The sequence below is a fragment of the Fretibacter rubidus genome (genome assembly GCF_041429785.1).
GTDB lineage: Bacteria > Pseudomonadota > Alphaproteobacteria > Caulobacterales > Maricaulaceae > Fretibacter > Fretibacter rubidus.
In genome coordinates this window covers 1946473-1965591 of record NZ_CP163423.1, presented here as the reverse complement: position 1 = coordinate 1965591, position 19119 = coordinate 1946473, and the positions used below count along the sequence as shown (strand labels likewise).

General features: G+C 53.2%; 17 protein-coding genes. 16 read left to right on the top strand and 1 reads right to left on the bottom strand.

From position 1 onward, the window contains the following. The first annotated feature begins 41 nt into the window (after window positions 1-41). Complete coding sequence (ettA, locus tag AB6B37_RS09150; protein WP_371395467.1) at window positions 42-1700, top strand: energy-dependent translational throttle protein EttA; 1659 nt, start codon at window positions 42-44, stop codon at window positions 1698-1700. A gap of 755 nt (window positions 1701-2455) precedes the next feature. Here ettA and AB6B37_RS09145 read toward each other — a convergent pair. Beyond that, window positions 2456-3142, bottom strand: a complete 687-nt coding sequence (locus AB6B37_RS09145) for a DUF2161 domain-containing phosphodiesterase (RefSeq protein WP_371395466.1) — start codon at window positions 3140-3142, stop codon at window positions 2456-2458. A 414-nt stretch (window positions 3143-3556) separates the two neighbouring features. On the opposite strand from AB6B37_RS09145, the gene AB6B37_RS09140 reads away from it, so the two are divergent. The 15 genes from AB6B37_RS09140 to AB6B37_RS09070 are packed head-to-tail and all read left to right on the top strand — an operon-like array spanning window position 3557 to window position 19104. Beyond that, window positions 3557-4066 (top strand): division/cell wall cluster transcriptional repressor MraZ, encoded by a 510-nt coding sequence (locus tag AB6B37_RS09140; RefSeq protein ID WP_371395465.1) that lies wholly within the window; start codon window positions 3557-3559, stop codon window positions 4064-4066. After that, the gene (gene rsmH / locus AB6B37_RS09135) at window positions 4063-5082 is read left to right on the top strand and encodes a 16S rRNA (cytosine(1402)-N(4))-methyltransferase RsmH (protein ID WP_371395464.1); all 1020 of its coding nucleotides are present in this window, start codon (window positions 4063-4065) and stop codon (window positions 5080-5082) included. The genes AB6B37_RS09140 and rsmH overlap by 4 nt, the downstream gene beginning before the upstream one ends. Next, complete coding sequence (locus AB6B37_RS09130; protein ID WP_371395463.1) at window positions 5079-5444, top strand: hypothetical protein; 366 nt, start codon at window positions 5079-5081, stop codon at window positions 5442-5444. The genes rsmH and AB6B37_RS09130 overlap by 4 nt, the downstream gene beginning before the upstream one ends. Then, a complete protein-coding gene (locus AB6B37_RS09125; protein ID WP_371395462.1) occupies window positions 5437-7119 on the top strand; it encodes a peptidoglycan D,D-transpeptidase FtsI family protein in 1683 nt (560 codons plus the stop codon). The genes AB6B37_RS09130 and AB6B37_RS09125 overlap by 8 nt, the downstream gene beginning before the upstream one ends. Beyond that, on the top strand, window positions 7116-8552 hold the full coding sequence (locus tag AB6B37_RS09120) for a UDP-N-acetylmuramoyl-L-alanyl-D-glutamate--2,6-diaminopimelate ligase (RefSeq protein WP_371395461.1): 1437 nt from the start codon (window positions 7116-7118) through the stop codon (window positions 8550-8552). Before AB6B37_RS09125 ends, AB6B37_RS09120 begins: the two co-directional genes overlap by 4 nt. Further along, a complete protein-coding gene (gene murF / locus AB6B37_RS09115) occupies window positions 8545-9918 on the top strand; it encodes a UDP-N-acetylmuramoyl-tripeptide--D-alanyl-D-alanine ligase (protein WP_371395460.1) in 1374 nt (457 codons plus the stop codon). Before AB6B37_RS09120 ends, murF begins: the two co-directional genes overlap by 8 nt. Further along, entirely contained in the window at window positions 9918-11015 is a 1098-nt protein-coding gene (gene mraY, locus AB6B37_RS09110) for a phospho-N-acetylmuramoyl-pentapeptide-transferase (protein ID WP_371395459.1), read from the top strand. The genes murF and mraY overlap by 1 nt, the downstream gene beginning before the upstream one ends. A 4-nt stretch (window positions 11016-11019) precedes the next feature. Next, window positions 11020-12480: a UDP-N-acetylmuramoyl-L-alanine--D-glutamate ligase gene (murD, locus tag AB6B37_RS09105; protein ID WP_371395458.1), complete on the top strand. Its 1461-nt coding sequence runs from the start codon at window positions 11020-11022 to the stop codon at window positions 12478-12480. Next, a complete protein-coding gene (locus AB6B37_RS09100) occupies window positions 12477-13619 on the top strand; it encodes an FtsW/RodA/SpoVE family cell cycle protein (RefSeq protein WP_371395457.1) in 1143 nt (380 codons plus the stop codon). Before murD ends, AB6B37_RS09100 begins: the two co-directional genes overlap by 4 nt. 1 nt (window position 13620) lies before the next feature. Then, window positions 13621-14706: an undecaprenyldiphospho-muramoylpentapeptide beta-N-acetylglucosaminyltransferase gene (murG, locus tag AB6B37_RS09095; protein WP_371395456.1), complete on the top strand. Its 1086-nt coding sequence runs from the start codon at window positions 13621-13623 to the stop codon at window positions 14704-14706. Window positions 14707-14743: 37 nt separating this feature from the next. Continuing rightward, window positions 14744-16171, top strand: coding sequence for a UDP-N-acetylmuramate--L-alanine ligase (gene murC / locus AB6B37_RS09090; protein ID WP_371398440.1), 1428 nt, complete (start codon window positions 14744-14746; stop codon window positions 16169-16171). Continuing rightward, window positions 16172-16378 (top strand): hypothetical protein, encoded by a 207-nt coding sequence (locus AB6B37_RS09085; protein WP_371395455.1) that lies wholly within the window; start codon window positions 16172-16174, stop codon window positions 16376-16378. After that, window positions 16353-17294, top strand: coding sequence for a UDP-N-acetylmuramate dehydrogenase (gene murB, locus AB6B37_RS09080; RefSeq protein WP_371395454.1), 942 nt, complete (start codon window positions 16353-16355; stop codon window positions 17292-17294). Before AB6B37_RS09085 ends, murB begins: the two co-directional genes overlap by 26 nt. After that, window positions 17291-18247, top strand: coding sequence for a D-alanine--D-alanine ligase (locus tag AB6B37_RS09075; RefSeq protein WP_371395453.1), 957 nt, complete (start codon window positions 17291-17293; stop codon window positions 18245-18247). Before murB ends, AB6B37_RS09075 begins: the two co-directional genes overlap by 4 nt. After that, window positions 18235-19104 (top strand): cell division protein FtsQ/DivIB, encoded by an 870-nt coding sequence (locus AB6B37_RS09070; protein WP_371395451.1) that lies wholly within the window; start codon window positions 18235-18237, stop codon window positions 19102-19104. Before AB6B37_RS09075 ends, AB6B37_RS09070 begins: the two co-directional genes overlap by 13 nt. Window positions 19105-19119: the final 15 nt, after the last annotated feature.

Below are 19119 nucleotides of genomic sequence, written 5' to 3'. Positions count from 1 at the left end.
CATATCGCGCGGTAAAACTACCCTTTACTGGAGCGCCCGTCATGGCCCGTCAATTCTGTTACCATATGCAAGGCCTAACGAAGAAGTTCGGCAATAAGACTATCCTGGATAATGTGCATTTATCTTTCTATCCCGACGCCAAAATTGGCCTTGTCGGTGTGAACGGCGCGGGTAAATCGACCCTTATGAAAGTCATGGCGGGTGTTGATACCGAAGTCACGGGCGAGCATTGGGCGGCAGAGGGCGTCAAAGTGGGCTACCTTCCGCAGGAACCGCATCTGAATAAAGACAAAGATGTTTGGGGCAATGTCATTGAAGGGTGCGAGGACAAAGCCATCTTTGATTCTTATAACGCCGTTGCCGCCAAAATGGCCGAAGAATACACAGATGAATTAATGGAGGAGATGACGGCCCTTCAAGAAAAAGTCGACGCGCATGATGCGTGGGATATTGACAGTAAAATTGAAATGGCGATGCAGGCGTTGCGCTGCCCGCCCAAGGATAATCCCGTTGACACGCTGTCGGGCGGTGAAGCCCGCCGCGTGGCGCTGTGCCAATTGTTGTTGTCAAAGCCTGATTTGATGTTACTTGATGAACCGACCAACCACTTGGACGCTGAAACTGTGGCGTGGCTGGAAAACTACCTCATTAAATATCAGGGCGCGATTATCCTCATTACCCATGACCGTTACTTCCTTGATAACATCACGGGCTGGACGCTAGAAATTGACCGCGGTCGCGGCATTCCTCACGAAGGCAATTATTCAAGCTGGCTGGCGGCCAAAGCCAAACGCATGGATCAAGAAGGCCGCGAGGGTGATAGTAAGACAAAGGCGTTAAAGCGCGAGCTGGAATGGATCCGCTCTAATCCCAAAGCGCGCCAAGCCAAGTCAAAAGCCCGTATTTCCGCCTATGAAAATCTGCGCGACGAAGCCGATAAGGAAGTTGTGTCACATGCTGAAATTCGTATCCCAATGGGCGAGCGGCTTGGTAACATCGTTGTCGAAGCCAATAATGTCTCCAAAGGTTTTGGTGACAAGCTGCTGATCAAAGATTTGTCTTTCAAGCTTCCGCGCGGCGGTATCGTCGGCGTTATCGGCCCTAATGGTGCGGGTAAAACGACTCTGTTTAAAATGATAACGGGCGAAGAAAAGCCCGATGAAGGCACCTTCAAAGTCGGCGAGACGGTCGAGCTTGGTTATGTCGATCAAAACCGCGCAGCCCTCGACCCGTCAAAAAACATTTGGGAAGCCATTTCCGACGGTCTTGATATTATCGTGATGGGCAAACGCGAAGTGCCGTCGCGCGCCTATGTTGGCTCGTTTAATTTCAAAGGCACGGATCAGCAGAAAAATGTTGGGCAGTTGTCTGGCGGGGAACGTAACCGTGTGAACCTCGCGAAAATGTTGACCAAGCCCGCGAACCTTTTGTTACTTGATGAACCGACGAACGATTTGGACCGCGAAACACTCGCGTCACTCGAGGTTGCGCTGGAAAAATTCCCAGGCTGTGCCGTGGTTATTTCTCATGACCGGTTCTTCCTTGACCGCGTGGCGACCCATATCCTGGCCTATGAAGGCGATAGCCATGTCGAATGGTTTGAAGGCAACTTTGCGGATTACATCGAAGACAAAAAGCGCCGCCTCGGCCCCGACGCCGACATGCCCAAGAAACTAAAGTTCGTGAAATTTGATCGGTAGGGTGTCCCTATAAACAATCAACTGAAGAAGCGTCCCGTTGGGGCGCTTTTTCCTCTGCGTGATGGCCATCACAGCCATTATCGGCGCAACTAGTTATCTTCCAAATATCTTAGATATTTATGGAGGATAAAATGGAATGGATATCAACGTTAAGTGCTATCCCGTTTTGGGGTTGGATTATTGCAATAATATTGCTTACAGGCTTTGTTCTAAAATTGCTTTTGCCGAACGGAATGACTCTGGTTTGCCAACGATTTCAACGATGGCGAGAGCAGTGTTTACGATATGTTAGGGAAACCCGGCGGGTTTGTGCTGAAGAGCGCCGTGAAAGGGTTCGCCGTTGCCGCGAAAGGCGACGCGTACGTCAAGAGCGGTGCAGGTCTTGGATTCGGTTATTTCGCTGGCTTTGTACTGGGTGGAACATCTTCTTTACGTGGGTTTGTATCGCTTGGCATTGGATTGTAAATGTTGTTTGTGTTTTATGGACAGTTATCGTTCAGATTACCTGCGCTTTAACGATCTTGGTTCTTGAGTTCTTTGTTTTTTGTTGGTTGTCATGAAAAAGCGATCACTCTGCCCACCTTGTATGATTGGACAACTCGTTTTGTGGGGCGGATTGGCGTGGTTTCTTATCTCAAAGTTATCCTAGTCAGCCCAGAAACCAATAAAGTATTTCGCGACCTTGGTGGTCGCCAGATTGCACCAAAAGACGCAATTAGGTGCGTCTTTTTATGTGGTTGTCTTGTCTTCTAGCATCACATCATAGACGCGACTTCATCGGCGTGTTCCTCTAGCGCTTTTGCGCCTTCGGGGGTGAGGCCGTAGATGCCGCGGTCTATTTTTTCAAACCAGCCGTAATGGTTTGCGGCCATGGCGGTGCGGGCCTTGTCAAACCCGGCCATTTTGGCAACATAGGATGCCTTGCATGCGCCTTCATCGTGCAGGACTTTCGCGCATCGCAACGCGCCTTGGCGGTAGGATGTCATCAAGCCCTCTGTTGTCATGCCGCCTGTGTTTGGGTCGCCGTGACGGCTTTCAAATTCTGCGATAAGTTTGGTCTTGCGGGCCTTTATTTTGCGCGGTGTGAAGGGTTTGGGCTCGGTATGTACAACCACCCGGCCCTCGGGCAAGCGCACAGTGATAAGCCCAATGCAAAGCCGCCGACACAGCATTTTATTGCGCCGCATTGATTTAAGCGCTGTTTTGCCCGCTTTATGCGGTACGGCGATATAGACGCTGTCTGTCATCGATTGGCGGTTAATGGCTTGATGAAATAACGACAGAGTAAAACCCGTCTTAAGTTCAATCACAATCGGGTCACCATCGCCGGACACCGGCATCGCCACCATATCCGCCGCCCCGACTTCGCCTTTCACGGCGTATCCCATAGAAACAAAATGCGCCTTGATGGGCGCGTAGAGATCGGTCTCTTTGATAGACATTGGCTTTGGGATGGTATTATCCTTTTCGTTGCAGGGCATGTTTAAACACGAGAATGAAAAGCGGCAATAGCCAGCGGGAGCGCGGATAGGCCCAAAGTTACTTGAAAGCCTTCGGGCATTGCGGTTTTAGCTCAATTTGCACGGCGCTATTAGGCCCTTTGAAACTGTGCAAATTCCGCCCTGTGGATAACTCTGTGGGCAAGGCTGTGAATAAGCTGGGGGCAGGCTATCCCATTGGCGCGCCCATTTGTTCATGGTTTGTATTAGTTTTTCGGGCTTTTGTGCGTCTCAATCCCATTTTTTATACTTAATTTTCGCTTAAGAGGCATTATTTCCCATTGTATCCCATAAAGACGCGTGTTATCCCATAGTGGAGCTCGGTGAGGGGCTTTAAGGGGAAATTCTGCTGTGTTCATGTCGACCACCACCAATAACCGTGATGCGAAAGGTCGGGTTTCTGTCCCGTCCGATTTCCGCGCGGTTATTGCGGCGCAAAACGCGGCCCTCATTGCCGCCCAGCCAGAGAGCGTCAGGCTGGCGGGAATAGAGCCGTTTGACGGCATCATCGTACGGCCCAGCTTTGACGGGCAATGTTTAGAAGGCGGCGGTGAAGTTTTGTTTAACGCCTACCGTGCCTCTATCAACGCCATTGATTATTTTGACCCTAAACGTGACGCGATGGAAAATGCCCTGTTTGGGGAAAGCCGCCGCCTATCTTTTGATAGCGGGGGGCGCGTGTCCATCCCGCAGGATTTGGCCGATAATTTTGGTTTTAACGGGCGCATCACATTCGTCGGCCTTGGCGACCGTTTTGAAATTTGGGCCCCTGACGCGCATGAAGCGCGCGTGGCCAATATGCGTAAGCTTGTGGCGGAAAACCGTCACTTGCTAAAACCTATTAACCCCATGGGCGGCACGTCATGAGCGATATCACCGCCGTAGATGCACGTCCGCACTATCCCGTGATGTTGCCAGAGGTCATGGCTCATTTGGCGCCGCGTGACGGCGAGGTTTATGTGGACGGTACATTTGGCTATGGCGGCTATAGTGAGGCATTTTTAAAAGCTGCGAACTGCCGCGTCATCGGGCTAGACCGTGACATAAATGTGCGTGCTCGTGCGGACGCACTATCGCATGACTATGATGGGCGGTTTAAACTCATTCAAACGCCGTTCTCTCTCATGGACGGTGTTGATCTCCCACCTGTCGACGCGGTTGTGCTCGATATTGGTGTGTCCTCTATGCAGCTGGATCAGGCGGCGCGCGGCTTTAGTTTCATGCGGTCTGGTCCGCTTGATATGCGCATGGGGCCGGACGGGCCGACGGCGGCGATGGCGGTTAATCAACTCGGGCATGGGGAACTGGCCAATATTTTTAAAACCTACGGCGAAGAACGCCAAGCGGGCCGTATTGCTAGCGCGATTTTACGCGCGCGCGAAGATGGCGATATTATCACCACTGACGCGCTGGCAGACTTGATTGAAAAAACGGTTGGAAGACCCGGTGGGAAGGGCGGTAAAACCCATCCTGCGACGCGCGTGTTCCAAGCGCTACGGATTTTTGTCAATGATGAGTTGGGCGAGCTTTACCGCGGATTATGTGCGGCGGAAGCCATTTTAAAACCTGGCGGGCGGTTGATTGTGGTGACATTTCATTCGCTCGAAGACCGTATAGTGAAATCGTTCTTTCGCCGTCGTGCGGGTGAAGTGTCGGGTGGGTCTCGTTACGCGCCTGAAATTATTCGCAGTGATGTGCGCCCCAGTTTTGATGTGCCGCGCCGTGCAGTGGTCAAGCCGTCCGCGTCTGAAGTTACTGAGAATCCTCGGTCCCGCTCGGCTAAGCTTCGCTGCGCAATCCGCACAGATGCGCCGATGTATAATCAAGACGAAACACTGCTGCCCAAAGTGCCGTCCGTTCACGACATTCGGTGGGCAGCATGAGTGTCCGTTACCAAACCCAGGCGGACGCCGCGCGGCGGTTGACATGGTTCTTGTTGCTGCTGCTCGGTATCGCGCTGATGGTTGCGCTTTATTATGTCAAAACACGCGCACAATCAGCGCGCCAAGATGCCAATCAACTCGCGCGCCAGATTGCCGTTCAAGAGGCCGCTATTACGGTGCTTCATGCTGAAATCGCTCATTTGGAAAGTCCCGAACGACTAGGTCGCCTATCCAGCGACCATCTTGGCCTTGCGCCGACGACAACGGATCAGATGCTTCGGATTGAAGATATTGCTATTCGCTTCCCATTGCGTGAAGTGCCATTAGAGGCCGCAGCGAATGAGGAGGTGTCTCATGACTGACCCGTCCTACAGTCGCCGTAATGTGCAGCATGTCACCGTCGCAGATGACGAGTTTCAAGCTGTGTCAGAGGGGCGTATTCGTATACGCATCGGCGTGGTGGCTTTTGCTATCATGATTGTTCTTATCGTGCTGCGCCTAGCGGAGACGAGTATCTTTGGTCCAAAGCCTGCTGGCTCTACTCTGCCGCAAGCCATTACCACGACGCGCGCCGATATTACAGACCGCAACGGCGAAGTTCTTGCGACCACGCTTTTGACTTACTCGCTCTATGCCGAGCCGCATATTGTCTGGAACGTCGAAGAGACGGCCGATGCGCTGCTATCTGTGCTGCCAGAGCTCGACCGTGCAGAACTGGTCGAGCATTTAGGGTCAAAGAAAAATTTCGAGTGGATTGCCCGCGGGCTGACGCCTAAGGAACGACAAGCAGTTTTTGCGCTAGGCCAACCGGGTCTTGGGTTTCGCCAAGAACCCAAGCGCGTTTATCCGCGCGGAACGCTGGCGTCACATATTGTGGGTTATGCTGATGTGGGCATGGTCGGCCTTGCTGGGGCAGAGCGCGCCTTTCATGAAGAGCTGTCAAAACCCAATGCGCCAGCGAAAGCGCTGTCGATTGATATGCGGGTTCAATATGCCGTAGCAGATAGCTTAATGCACGGGATAGAGCGTTACAGCGCCAAATCAGCCGCTGGTGTCGTCATGGATATGAAAACGGGCGAGATTATCGCCATGGCGAGTGTGCCTGAATTTGATCCCAACGCGCCTGCCACAGCTTCGACAGAGTCTCGTTTTAATCACGCCGCAATGTCCACTTATGAATTAGGGTCCGTGTTCAAGCCCATCACCATGGCTTTGGCGCTAGAAACGCAAACATCAACACTGACCGAAAAATTCCCCGTGCAAAAACCGTTCAAAGTGACCAATAAATTCATCCGTGATGACCACCCGTCCAAAGTCCCTTTGGCGATGCCAGAAATTCTATCGCAAAGCTCTAATCGCGGCACGGCAATGCTGGCCTTGCGAGCGGGAGCGGACGCGCAAAAGCAAATGCTGCGCGATTTTGGCTTATTTGACCGTGTGCCTTATGAGCTTTACGAATCCGCGCGGCCGCAAGTGCAAAACCGTTGGATTGATTTAACGACGGTAACTGTGTCCTACGGTCACGGTATCGCTGTCACGCCGCTTGCGCTGGCTGTGGCAAGTGCGCCTTTGATGAACGGTGGTCTTTACGTGACCCCAACAATTTTGAAACGCGACGCGGCCAATCCTGTCGCTAGCCGCCGTGTGCTATCTGACAGTACAGCCAAACACGTGCGCGATATGATGCGTTATGTTGTGACCGACGGTACAGGCCGTAATGCACGCGCATCAGGTTACGGCGTCATGGGGAAAACAGGCACAGCGGATAAGCCAGGTGTTGGTGGCTATGATGATAAAGGCGATATTGTTACCTCATTTATTTCTGGCTTTCCATATGCTGACCCGCGCTACGTTGTGATGATAACCTATGACAGCCCGCAAACGGTCGAGGGTGACTGGGGTTACCGCGGGGCAGGGTGGAACGCGGCCAAAACGACCAAGGACGTCGTCGAGCGCATTGCGCCGATGTTAGCTATAGAGCGCTTGGACGCGGCTATGGCTCAAAAAGGATATCCCGCGCAGGAGGCTTACCGGTGAAGCTCTCGCAATTAACCCAAATCCCGCAAGAAAATGACGTTGAGATTTCAATGATCACAGCGGATAGCCGTCAGGTTAAGCCGGGGGCTTTATTTGCGGCCTTGCCCGGCACTTTGGCCGATGGGCGGGATTATATTGATGCAGCGCTAGAGGCCGGGGCGGCTGCTATAGTCTCGACCAAAGGTCTGCCGCAAATGGCTGTGCCTTATATCGGTGTTGATGAGCCGCGCCTTATTTACGCTCAAATGGCGGCGCGTCTTTATCCGGGGCAGCCAGAGGTTCTGGTCGCGATGACAGGCACGAACGGTAAAAGCAGCACGGTTGATTTCCTGCGCCAAATTTGGGCCTATGCGGGCAAAGAAGCGGCGTGTTTCGGCACATTAGGCGTTGAGGCCCCCAGCGGGTATCGTCCTATGACACACACGACGCCCGACGCTGTCGCGCTACATAAAACACTGTCTGATTTGGCGGATGAAGGCGTGACACATGGCGCGATGGAGGCATCCAGTCATGGTCTTGATCAATCTCGTTTGGACGCTGTTAAAATCACGGCCTCTGGCTTTTCAAATCTAAGCCAAGACCACTTTGATTATCACGACGGTATGGAAGATTATTTCCAAACCAAAGCGCGGCTGTTTACTGAACTGACCCCTGCAGACGCCCCTGTTGTGATTAACGTCAATGATGACTATGGCCAGCGTTTAGCCGTAACATGTAAGGCGCGCGGGCAACATGTCATGCGTGTCGGTTGGACGGGCGAGGATATCCGCATTGACGAGGTTATGCCGCGTGCCGCCAGCCAGGTTTTAAGCCTAGTGGTTCACGGCAAACGTTACACAATTGAGTTACCGCTTGCGGGAGAGTTTCAGGTGCTGAATGCGGTTTCTGCGCTGGGCCTTGCCATGGTGACGGGCGTGGAGACGGATGTAGCGGTTAAGGCACTTGGGCATTTGCGCGGTGTTGCGGGCCGGATGGAGCGGGCGGGCCAAACCAAAGACGGCGCGCCGATATTTGTTGATTTCGCCCATACAGAGGACGGCCTAGATAAATTGCTGCGCTCTGTGCGGCCGCACACAATGGGGCGGATTATTATTGTCTTTGGCTGCGGCGGTGACCGTGACCCTGATAAGCGAGCCAAGATGGGCGCTGTGGCGGCAAAGCTCGCCGATGTGGCGATTGTGACAGATGATAACCCGCGCACAGAGGATGCCGCCAGCATCCGCAAAGCCGTTTTAAAAGGCTGTCCTGACGCGACCGAAATTGGTGATCGCGCGGCGGCGATTAAGGCGGGCATTGATATGCTGCGCGCCGATGATTGTTTAGTCATTGCTGGCAAAGGGCATGAGCAAGGGCAGATTGTTGGCAAGACCGTCATTCCATTTTCCGATGTAGAGGTCGCGAAAGCCGCGCTCAAGGCAGGTGGTCATGACTAAGGCGCCGTTATGGACAGCAGAAGATGCCGCAATTGCCACCGATGGTCGCGCCATTGGGGATTGGTCTGTGACGGGGGTATCAATTGATAGTCGGTCGTTAAAGCCTGGCGAAATGTTCGTGCCGCTAAAAGACGCGCGTGATGGTCATGATTTTATTGACGGCGCGAGAGAAAACGGTGCTGGCGCAATAATGTCAGAACGCCAGAACGAAGACACGCCCGCACTTATTGTGGATGAAACGATTTTGGCGCTACACGGTATGGCGGCTTACGCGCGTCAACGCAGTCGTGCCAAACGTATTGCAGTCACCGGCAGTGTCGGCAAGACATCGGTAAAAGATGCGCTTGCGCATATCTTGGCGGGATATGGCCCGACGCATAAATCAATCAAATCTTATAATAATCATTGGGGCGTGCCGCTGACGCTTGCCAATATGGCCAAAGAGACAGAATTTGGCGTGTTCGAGACGGGCATGAACCATGCGGGGGAGCTGACACAGCTCTCTAAAATTGTGATGCCCGATGTGGCGCTGATTACAACCGTTGCCCCAGCCCATTTGGCGCATTTTGAAAATGTAAAAGCCATTGCCGATGCGAAAGCCGAGATTATGTTAGGCCTTAAGCCCAGAGGCGTTTTAATCTTGAACGCGGATAATCAATACACGCCGCATATCAAAGCGCAGGCTGATAAAAACAGAATTAATTACATTACTTTCGGTCGTGATGCTGCGGCAGATGTTCATGTCATAACGTCAGAAACCCATGCCGATGGGAGCACGTTGACGGCGCAAATCGGTACGCAATCTGTTGATGTCACTTTGAACGTGGCGGGGAAGCATTGGGTGTCCAACGCTGCCGCTTGCTTGGCCGTTATTCATGCTTTGGATTTGGACTTAGATATAGCGGCACAGCGCCTAGAAGATATTGGCGCGACAGCGGGACGCGGGGCGGTGCATAACATCTCAATTGATGGCAAATCGGTCACGGTCATTGACGATAGTTACAATGCCAACCCAACCTCTATGGCGGCAGCAATTGCCGTTCTAGGCGCGCAAGCTGGTCGTAAATTGGCCGTGCTGGGCGACATGTTTGAGCTGGGTAAAGACGAGCTTGCCATGCACGCCGCTTTAACCGAGCCGTTAGAGGCCGCAGGTGTTGCGCGGGTCATTGTTACAGGGGAATGCATGCGCGCGCTACGCGGGGCTATGCCGCAAAAAATGCGCGGCGCATGGACGGCCGATTGGGCGGCGGCATTGGATGCTTTAAGCGCAGAATTAATCGACGGGGACGTGGTCCTCGTTAAAGGGTCCAATAGTGTCGGCTTATCAAAATTGGTCGACGCAATCATTAAATCGGGGGACGCGTAATGCTCTATGAATTGTTGGCGCCATATGCGGATGAGTATCAAATTTTCAATCTATTTAATTATTTAACCTTCCGTACGGGTGGCGCGATACTGACCTCTATGTTGGTGGCTTTTATCCTGGGGCCGCGCATTATCGATATGCTGCGCGCAAAACAAGGCAAAGGCCAGCCCATTCGCGAAGACGGCCCTGAAGGTCATATCATCAAAAAGGCCGGAACGCCGACGATGGGCGGTTTGCTGATACTCCTGTCCATTGTGATTTCAACGCTGTTATGGGCAGATCTTAGCAACACCTTTGTTTGGGTGGTTTTGCTTGTGACAATGAGCTTTGGTCTTATCGGCTTTTATGATGATTACCTCAAAGTCTCTCGTCAAAATCCCAAAGGCTTTAGTGGCAAGATTAAGCTCGTGTTGGAATTTGGTATCGCGGCCGTAGCGGTCTATTTTTTAATGGGGGCGTATCCGCAAACGGCGGACGGATTTCAGACGGGTCTCGCTATCCCGTTCTTGAAAGATTTCACCTTGAACTTGGGTTTATTTTTCATTCCCTTTGGTTGTCTTGTCATTGTCGGGGCGTCCAATGCTGTGAACCTGACTGATGGTCTCGACGGCCTTGCGATTGTGCCTGTTATGATTGCAGCGGCAAGCTTCGCCTTTATCGCCTATATCGTTGGTAATGCTGTCTTCTCTGGTTATCTCGGCGTGCCGTCCGTGCCAGGGGCGGGGGAACTGACTGTGTTTCTCGGCGCTATTATTGGCGCGGGGCTTGGCTTTCTTTGGTATAATGCGCCGCCAGCCATGGTGTTTATGGGCGATACGGGATCGTTATCGCTGGGCGGTGCGCTCGGCGTGACGGCGGTCGCGGTAAAGCATGAAATTGTGCTGGCCATTATTGGCGGCCTGTTTGTGTTAGAGGCCGTGTCGGTCATCGTCCAAGTCGCCTCGTTTAAACTGACGGGCAAGCGCGTTTTTCGTATGGCGCCCATTCACCACCATTTTGAGAAAAAAGGCTGGGCCGAGCCCACCATCGTTATTCGGTTCTGGATTATCGCGATTATCCTCGCGCTGGTCGGACTTTCCACATTGAAACTGCGGTAATATTATGATCAAGGCAGCAACATTCAAAGGGCAAGACGTCGCCGTATTTGGCCTTGGCCGGACGGGATTAACGGCAGCGAAATCGCTCGCCGCTGGCGGTGCGCGTGTTCATGCCTGGGATGACCGCGATGCTGCCCGCGAACAAGCGGCCAGTGAAGGTGTGACCTTGACGGATTTAACGAAAGCGGATTGGTCTGATTTTTCTGCCCTCGTTCTGTCCCCCGGTGTGCCGCATAAACTGCCAAAGCCGCATTGGACAGCCCAGCGGGCCGAGGCGTCAGACACGCCCATCATCTGTGACATTGAAATTTTTGCCCGCGAGATTGCGGCGCGCGCGCCAGATAACCGCCCCAAAATTATCGCCATTACAGGCACAAATGGCAAAAGCACCACGACGACTTTAATCGGTCATATCTTGGAACGTTGTAACCGTGCGGTTCAAATTGGCGGCAATATCGGTCGCGGCGTTTTAGACTTGGACCGTATGCATGCGGGCATGATTTATGTTTTGGAGCTATCGTCTTATCAACTTGAACGCGCGCCGAGCCTTCATGCTGATGTCGCGGTATTTCTAAATCTTTCGCCTGATCATCTGGACCGTCACGGCGATATGGCGGGCTATGAAGCGGCTAAGCTGAATATCTTTAACAATCAAACAGACAAAGACACGGCCGTGATTGGTGTGGATGACCCAACGGGCAAGCGCGTTTGCACCATGATGAAAGCTAAAAATGGCCGCCGTATTGTGCCTATTTCTGGTCGCAAGTCGCTCGCACATGGTGCCACGGTTATAAAAGGAAAGCTGTACTGCGCCGTTGGCCGCAGCGTCACAGAAGTCGCCGATTTGACACGCGCGCAGACATTGGAAGGCACTCATAACTGGCAAAATGCCGCCGCAGCATACGCCGCCGTTCAGGCTTTGGGGCTGAAAGCTAAAGAGATTGGTCCTGCAATCCTGTCCTTCCCGGGTCTTGCGCACCGTATGGAGTCCGTCGGAATGGTCGGCCCTGTGCGCTATGTAAACGACAGCAAGGCGACCAACGGCGACGCAGCGCGGCAAGCCTTGGCCGCCTATGAGAATATATACTGGATTGCGGGTGGCGTTGCGAAGAAGGGCGGCATTGAAGGGCTGTCTGATCTCTTTAGCAACGTCACCCGTGCTTACCTTATCGGCGAAGCGGGGGAGGCATTTGCGAAAACGCTGAAGACGAATAAGGTCAGTTGCAAAGTGTCTGATTATCTAGAGACGGCCATTATTTGCGCGACCAAAGATGCGCTAGCGTCAAAAAAACCTAACCCAATTATCCTTTTGTCCCCTGCCTGTGCAAGTTTTGATCAGTTCAAAGATTTCGAGTCGCGCGGTGATGTTTTCCGTAGCAAATCAGGTGACATAATTGCCCTGTTTCAGCGCGAAATTAACGCTGCGCAATTAAAGTCTAAGTCGAATGACACGAGCGCGGCATGATTAGCGCTAGCATCAGACCTGCACGGACAAACCGCTCCCCCATCTTTGAATGGTGGCGCAGTGTTGATCAGGTCACATTGGGATTACTAATTTGCCTAATCGCTGCGGGATTGATTTTGTCGATGGGGGCTTCGCCAGCAGCTTCTGCACGATTGGAATATGGCAATCCATTTTATTTTCTTTATCGTCATTCTGTCTTTGCGGCGCTTGGTTTATTCGGGGCGATTGTTATCTCTATTTTGGGGCCATTATTTGCGCGGCGTATCGCGATATTGACATTAATTGGCGGCATCCTCGCCATGGCGGCGTTACCTGTTCTGGGATATGAGGTCAAAGGTGCAACACGGTGGATCCGCTTTGGGCCATTTGGATTACAGCCCTCTGAATTTGCGAAGCCCGCCTTTATTGTCTTTGCCGCATGGATGTTTGCGATGAAAAAACGCGACCCAAAGCTCCCTGCTGTGGGCATTGTTTTTGCGGCCTATATCGTCCTTATTGGACTTCTGCTCATGCAGCCTGATTTTGGGCAATCGTTTTTGCTGACGCTTAGCTTTGGGGCGGTATTCTTTTTCGCGGGGCTGTCTCTCGGCTGGATGTTGTTCCTTGTCACCGTCTCAGGCTTTGGCTTTCTCGGCGCCTATCTGACGCTCGACCATGTGCGTGACCGGGTTCAGCGATTTTTAAACCCTGAAACATCTGACACTTACCAAACCGACAAAGCCTTGGAAGCTATCGCAAATGGCGGTCTATTGGGGCGTGGCCCGGGCGAAGGCACGGTCAAACACTCTGTCCCCGATATTCATACCGATTTTATTTTCGCCGCCACGGTAGAAGAATTTGGCTTTCTGATTTCGCTGCTATTGATTGCGCTACTGGCGGGGTTTGTGCTGCGCGCCTTTCGCAATGCGCTGCGGCTGAATGATTATTTTTGCCAGCTAGCCGTGGCGGGTCTTGCGACCATGGTTGGGATGCAGATTATCATTAATCTGTTTGTGAACCTTAACATGGCCCCGCCGAAGGGCATGACCTTACCGTTTATAAGTTATGGTGGCTCGTCTATGTTGGCGTTGTGTTTTACAGCGGGATTGATACTCGCCTTCACGCGGCAACGTCCGGGTGCTTATGGATATGGGGACTGACATGCGCAAAGTGTTAATCGCCGCTGGCGGCACAGGTGGTCATATGTTTCCCGCGCAAGCCTTGGCTGAAAACCTGCACCACGCGGGTTGGAATGTCGCCATGATTACGGATGAGCGCGGACGCAAACATGCGGGCAATATTCCGGCAAGTCCGATCATTGACGTGGAGGCCGCCTCTATTTCTATGCGCCGCCCTCTCAAAGCGGCTGGCGGCGCGTTTAAGCTCGCCAAAGGTGTTGTGAAATCAAAAATGTATATGCAGCAGTTTCGCCCCGATGTCGCCGTTGGCTTTGGCGGTTATGCCGCATTCCCCGCTATGCGCGCGGCGCGGTCACTGGGTATCCCCATAATCTTGCATGAACAAAACGCCGTTTTGGGGCGCGTTAACCGCGCCTTTGCGGCCAAAGCGCACGCTGTGGCGTCAGGCTTTGAGCTGCTGACACGCGCGCCCAAAGGTACCAATCATATTTGGACGGGCAACCCGCTTCGTGGTCAAATTATGCGCGCAGTTCCGCGTGATTATTTCGCGCCTGATGATGGTGGCGATATCTATTTGCTGATTGTCGGCGGTAGCCTTGGTGCAAAAATCGTATCAGAAACCGTGCCCGCAGCAATTGCACTCTTGCCGACAGCGCTTCAAAAACGATTGGTCGTGGTGCAACAAACCCGCGAAGAATATATGGACGCCGCGAAAGATATTTATAAGGCGTGCGGCGTGCGCGCGACTTGTGCTCCGTTCTTTACTGACATTGAACAGCATCTGGCCAAAGCGCATTACGTTATAGCGCGGGCAGGGGCGTCGTCTGTGTCAGAAATCGCTGTGATGGGAAAGCCGTCACTGCTGGTGCCGCTAGCGATTGCAATGGATGACCATCAAACCGTCAACGCGCAGACGTTAAAAGGTCATGACGCCGCCGATATTTTGCCTGAATCCCAGTTTACCGCAGAGGGTGTAAAAACTACTTTGATGGAGAGACTGAATGATTCGCACTGGTTACAATCGGCAAGCGCTTCGGCCCGTCTTACGGCCCGCCCCGATGCCGCGTCCAAATTGGCAGAATTGGTGGCTGACGCCGCCCAAAAATAACCAAGGGTTTCATATGTCCCCCACTGCTCCTGCTACCATGCCTGCAACGGCCCCTGCCAATGCGCCTAGCACGAAATTGCCGTTTGAACCTGGGGCCATTCACTTTGTCGGTATTGGCGGTATCGGTATGTCGGGCATCGCCGAAGTGATGCTCAATTTGGGCTACACGGTTCAAGGCTCTGACATGCGTGAAAACCCAAATGTCGCGCGATTGCGCAAGTTGGGCGCGACCATTTATATTGGCCAAAAGGCCGAGCAAGTCGTGGGCGCTGGTGCGATTGTTATGTCATCAGCGATTAAGCCTGATAACGTCGAGTTGGTCGAGGCGCGCGCGCGCTCTATTCCAGTTGTGCGGCGTGCCGAAATGCTGGCTGAACTTATGCGCCTAAAATGGGCGGTGGCCATTGCGGGCACCCACGGCAAGACGACGACGACGACAATGATGGCGGCCCTTATGGAAGGCGGCGGTCTTGACCCGACTGTGATCAATGGCGGCATTATTAATGCTTACGGCTCTAACGCTAAACTTGGCGCGGGCGATTGGATGGTCGTTGAGGCGGACGAAAGCGACGGGTCTTTTCTTAAGCTGCTATCGACTGTGGCGGTCGTCACCAATATCGACCCAGAGCATATGGAGCATTACAAGGATTTTGACACGCTGCGCGATGCCTTTGATAATTTCATCGAGAACCTGCCGTTTTACGGCTTTGCAGTATTATGTATCGACCATCCCGAAGTCCAAGCGCTGCGCTCTCGCGTCACCGACCGCCGTGTCGTGACCTACGGCTTTAGTCCGCAGGCCGATGTGCGCGCCGAAAACCTAGAGCTGGAGGCGACAGGGTCACGTTTTGATGTGATTTTTCGCGACAAAGAGGGCGAAGAAACCCGCTGGAATAACCTGTTCCTGCCGATGGCGGGCAAGCATAATACGCTCAATATGGTGTCTGCCATTGCGGTGTCCAAAGAGCTCGGCATCACAGAGGCGCAAGTGCGCAAAGGTCTTGATAGCTTCGGCGGGGTCAAGCGCCGCTTTACCCATGTCGGCGATTGGAACGGGGTCACAATCATTGATGATTACGGCCACCACCCTGTAGAGATTAAAGCCGTGCTACAAGCTGCCCGCCAAGTCAGCCGGGGCCGTGTTCACGCCGTGGTGCAACCCCACCGATATTCGCGCCTGCGTGACCTTTTTGAAGATTTCTGTAAATGCTTTAACGACGCCGACGCTGTCTATGTCGCGGATGTTTTTGCGGCGGGTGAGAAACCGATTGAAGGCATCTCCGGCCCCGACCTCGCGCTCGGCTTAACGTCTCACGGCCACAAATCCGCACAACCCATAACGCGTGATAACCTCGCCGCAACGCTAAAGCCTAATCTTGAACCCGGTGATCTCGTCGTGCTGCTAGGCGCAGGTGACATCACCTATTGGGCCGCAGAATTAGAAGACGGGTTGAAGGGGGCGTAAATGCGATATCTACTCATATTCGTTATTATTTTGAATGTTCTAGATGCCCTCGGCATCATTATAGGCGTAATTTCGCAAGACGGCTCAACTATTACAATGAAGCTTGGCAGCGCTTTTGATGCTGCGCTTTGGCCGATATCTATTGCGGTAATCGCAACAGCTCTTTTGCGTATTTATCCTTATGGAAAAGCAAAAGCCCTTGATTAATTTGCATGAGATACTCCCACCTGTGCGCGGCAAGCTCTCTTTTAATGTGCCGCTGGCGCCTTATACGTGGTTTCGTGTGGGCGGGGCGGCGGATGCGTTTTTCATGCCAGCGGATGAAGCGGACTTGGCGCATTTTTTGTCCGCCACGCCTGATGATATTTCTGTGCAAGTGCTGGGTGTGGCATCTAACACACTGGTGCGCGACGGCGGTGTTGCAGGGGTTGTCATTCGCCTTGGTCCGCAATTTGGACAGGTTAGCGTGAAGGGCACGCGCATCACAGCGGGGGCGGCGTGCCTTGATCAAAAGCTCGCGAAATCTGCCGCCAAAGCGGGCATCGCTGGGCTAGAATTTTACGCAGGCATTCCGGGCACAATCGGTGGGGCGCTGCGCATGAACGCAGGCTGTTACGGCGCAGAGACGAAAGATGTCGTTAAAAACATTGTCGCGATAGATCGCCGGGGCCGCCGCCAAGTCATGGATGTGTCCGAGATGGACTATGCCTACCGTCACTGCGGCGCGGCGGATGATTTGATTTTTACCCAAGCGACATTTGAAGGCATGATGGACGCCCCTAACGCAATAAAATCTCGTATGGACGCTATCACGGCCAAGCGCGAAGATAGCCAACCCATCCGCGAAAAAACGGGGGGCTCGACCTTTAAAAACCCTGACCCAGCCATGTCTGGCGGAAAGGGGGCCTGGCAACTTGTGGACGCGGCAGGCGGGCGAGGGTTTACCGTTGGCGGCGCGCAAATGAGCGAGAAACATTGTAATTTCATGATTAACATGGGCAACGCGACAGCCGCTGATATTGAAACGTTAGGCGAAACGATGCGGCAGAAAGTCAAGCAATCAGAAGGCGTCGACTTGCACTGGGAAATCCGCCGGATTGGTCGCAAAGGATCCGCGTCGTGAGCCAGAAGATTGCAGTTTTATTGGGCGGGCTATCGGCAGAGCGTGCGGTCTCTCTTGTCTCTGGTCAGGCGATTATTACGGCATTATCTGAGGATGGTTACGACGTCACGCCCATCGATGCTGCCACGAACCTGTGGGAGCAACTGATATTTGCTAAGCCCGATGTGATCATTAACGCGCTGCACGGTGAATGGGGCGAGGATGGACGCGTGCAGGCTGTGCTGGATTTATACGGCAAGCCCTATTCCCATAGCGGGGTTATGGCATCAGCGCTGGCCATGGATAAGCACCGCTCCAAAGCCGTCATGCGCGACGCGGGTATTACTGTAGCCGCGCATAGGCTTGTCCCGATTGCTGAGGCCGCGCGCACGCATGTTTTGCCTGTGCCCTATGTTATAAAACCCAATGCCCAAGGCTCTAGTGTTGGAATTTACCTCGTTCATGACGCCAGCGTTCCGCCGCCGCAAGAGATGCTGGATAATGATGATATGGGTGCCAATATAATGGGTGAATGGGTTATGGTCGAGCAATATGCACCGGGGCGGGAATTGACTGTATCAGTCATGGATGGCCGCGCGCTCTGCGTGACAGAGATTGTCCCCAAGACCGATTGGTATGATTATGAGGCCAAATATAGCGCGGGCGGGTCGGTGCATGAAATTCCGGCAAATATCCCTGCCGCTGCGACGGAGCTAGCGATGGAGTGGGCGGTACTCGCCCATAACGCGTTAGGATGTCGGGGAGTGTCGCGCTCTGACTTTCGATTTGATGACAGAAATTTGTCAAAAAATCCGAAAAAATCCGATATAGTAAACAAAATGGTAATGCTTGAGCTTAATACTCAACCAGGCATGACCCCAACGTCTCTTGTTCCTGAGCAAGCCGCGCATGTGGGTCTGTCGTTTAAGGCGCTTTGTCGCTGGATGGTTGAGGATGCTTCATGGCCGCGGTAAAACAGAAAAAATTTAACGCAAATCGTCGGGTCAGCCCGCTAAAGCCGAACCTGCGCGGCGCGCGCAATATGATGGCTGCGAAATACCGCCAAGCCAATTATTCCAAAGCCGCCGCTATGCGTTTTTGGTCTGGTATTGCGATCACTGTTTTTGGCACAATCTTTCTGGCGCTCTGGCTCGGCGGCGTTCTGCCTGATGTGCGCCAAGCGGGTGAGAACATGAAACGGGACCGCCTGATGGCGATGGGGTTTGTTGTCAAACGCATTGACGTTATGGGCGAGGGACGCCTTCGCGAGGATGACGTTCGCCAAGCATTGGGCGTGAACGAAGGCGAGTATCTTTTCGCGCCAGATTTAAAAGCCGCCAAAGCCCGTGTCGAAAGCCTAAGTTGGGTTGATGACGCGCTTGTGCGCCGCCTTTGGCCAAACCGTATTGTTGTTCAAATCATTGAACGCCGCCCTTATGCCCTTTGGCAGAAAGACGGCATTGTGCATGTTGTGGACGCGGACGGTGCGCTGATTAACGATGCTGATCCTATGGATTTCACAGATTTACCATTAATTGTCGGGCAGGGCGCGCAGACACAGGCCGCGTCTTTAGACGGCCTCATGTCGCGTTTTCCAGATATTGCAGGCCGCGTTGATGCGGCCGTATATGTATCAGAGTCGCGTTGGAATTTGGTTCTGTCGGGTCATAAGATGACAGTGAAATTGCCAGCGGATAACCCTGCAGCGGCCCTGTCAAAATTGCGCGCGCTGCAATCGCGCACCCAAATTCTTGACCGCGAGATTGAGGTGATAGACTTGCGCCTCACCGACCGTATCACCTTATCACCCAGCCCCTCTGACCGCGCTTAAGTGGGCCAAAAGTCA

What these genes read in the sequence shown, in the direction of transcription:
- AB6B37_RS09125 (WP_371395462.1), top strand. Translation starts at nt 5,437, where the DNA reads ATGACTGACCCGTCCTACAGTCGCCGTAATGTGCAGCATGTCACCGTC.
- AB6B37_RS09130 (WP_371395463.1), top strand. Translation starts at nt 5,079, where the DNA reads ATGAGTGTCCGTTACCAAACCCAGGCGGACGCCGCGCGGCGGTTGACA.
- ettA (WP_371395467.1), top strand. Translation starts at nt 42, where the DNA reads ATGGCCCGTCAATTCTGTTACCATATGCAAGGCCTAACGAAGAAGTTC.
- rsmH (WP_371395464.1), top strand. Translation starts at nt 4,063, where the DNA reads ATGAGCGATATCACCGCCGTAGATGCACGTCCGCACTATCCCGTGATG.
- AB6B37_RS09085 (WP_371395455.1), top strand. Translation starts at nt 16,172, where the DNA reads ATGCGATATCTACTCATATTCGTTATTATTTTGAATGTTCTAGATGCC.
- AB6B37_RS09070 (WP_371395451.1), top strand. Translation starts at nt 18,235, where the DNA reads ATGGCCGCGGTAAAACAGAAAAAATTTAACGCAAATCGTCGGGTCAGC.
- murF (WP_371395460.1), top strand. Translation starts at nt 8,545, where the DNA reads ATGACTAAGGCGCCGTTATGGACAGCAGAAGATGCCGCAATTGCCACC.
- murD (WP_371395458.1), top strand. Translation starts at nt 11,020, where the DNA reads ATGATCAAGGCAGCAACATTCAAAGGGCAAGACGTCGCCGTATTTGGC.
- murB (WP_371395454.1), top strand. Translation starts at nt 16,353, where the DNA reads ATGGAAAAGCAAAAGCCCTTGATTAATTTGCATGAGATACTCCCACCT.
- AB6B37_RS09140 (WP_371395465.1), top strand. Translation starts at nt 3,557, where the DNA reads ATGTCGACCACCACCAATAACCGTGATGCGAAAGGTCGGGTTTCTGTC.
- mraY (WP_371395459.1), top strand. Translation starts at nt 9,918, where the DNA reads ATGCTCTATGAATTGTTGGCGCCATATGCGGATGAGTATCAAATTTTC.
- murG (WP_371395456.1), top strand. Translation starts at nt 13,621, where the DNA reads ATGCGCAAAGTGTTAATCGCCGCTGGCGGCACAGGTGGTCATATGTTT.
- AB6B37_RS09100 (WP_371395457.1), top strand. Translation starts at nt 12,477, where the DNA reads ATGATTAGCGCTAGCATCAGACCTGCACGGACAAACCGCTCCCCCATC.
- AB6B37_RS09145 (WP_371395466.1), bottom strand. Translation starts at nt 3,142, where the DNA reads ATGTCTATCAAAGAGACCGATCTCTACGCGCCCATCAAGGCGCATTTT.
- murC (WP_371398440.1), top strand. Translation starts at nt 14,744, where the DNA reads ATGCCTGCAACGGCCCCTGCCAATGCGCCTAGCACGAAATTGCCGTTT.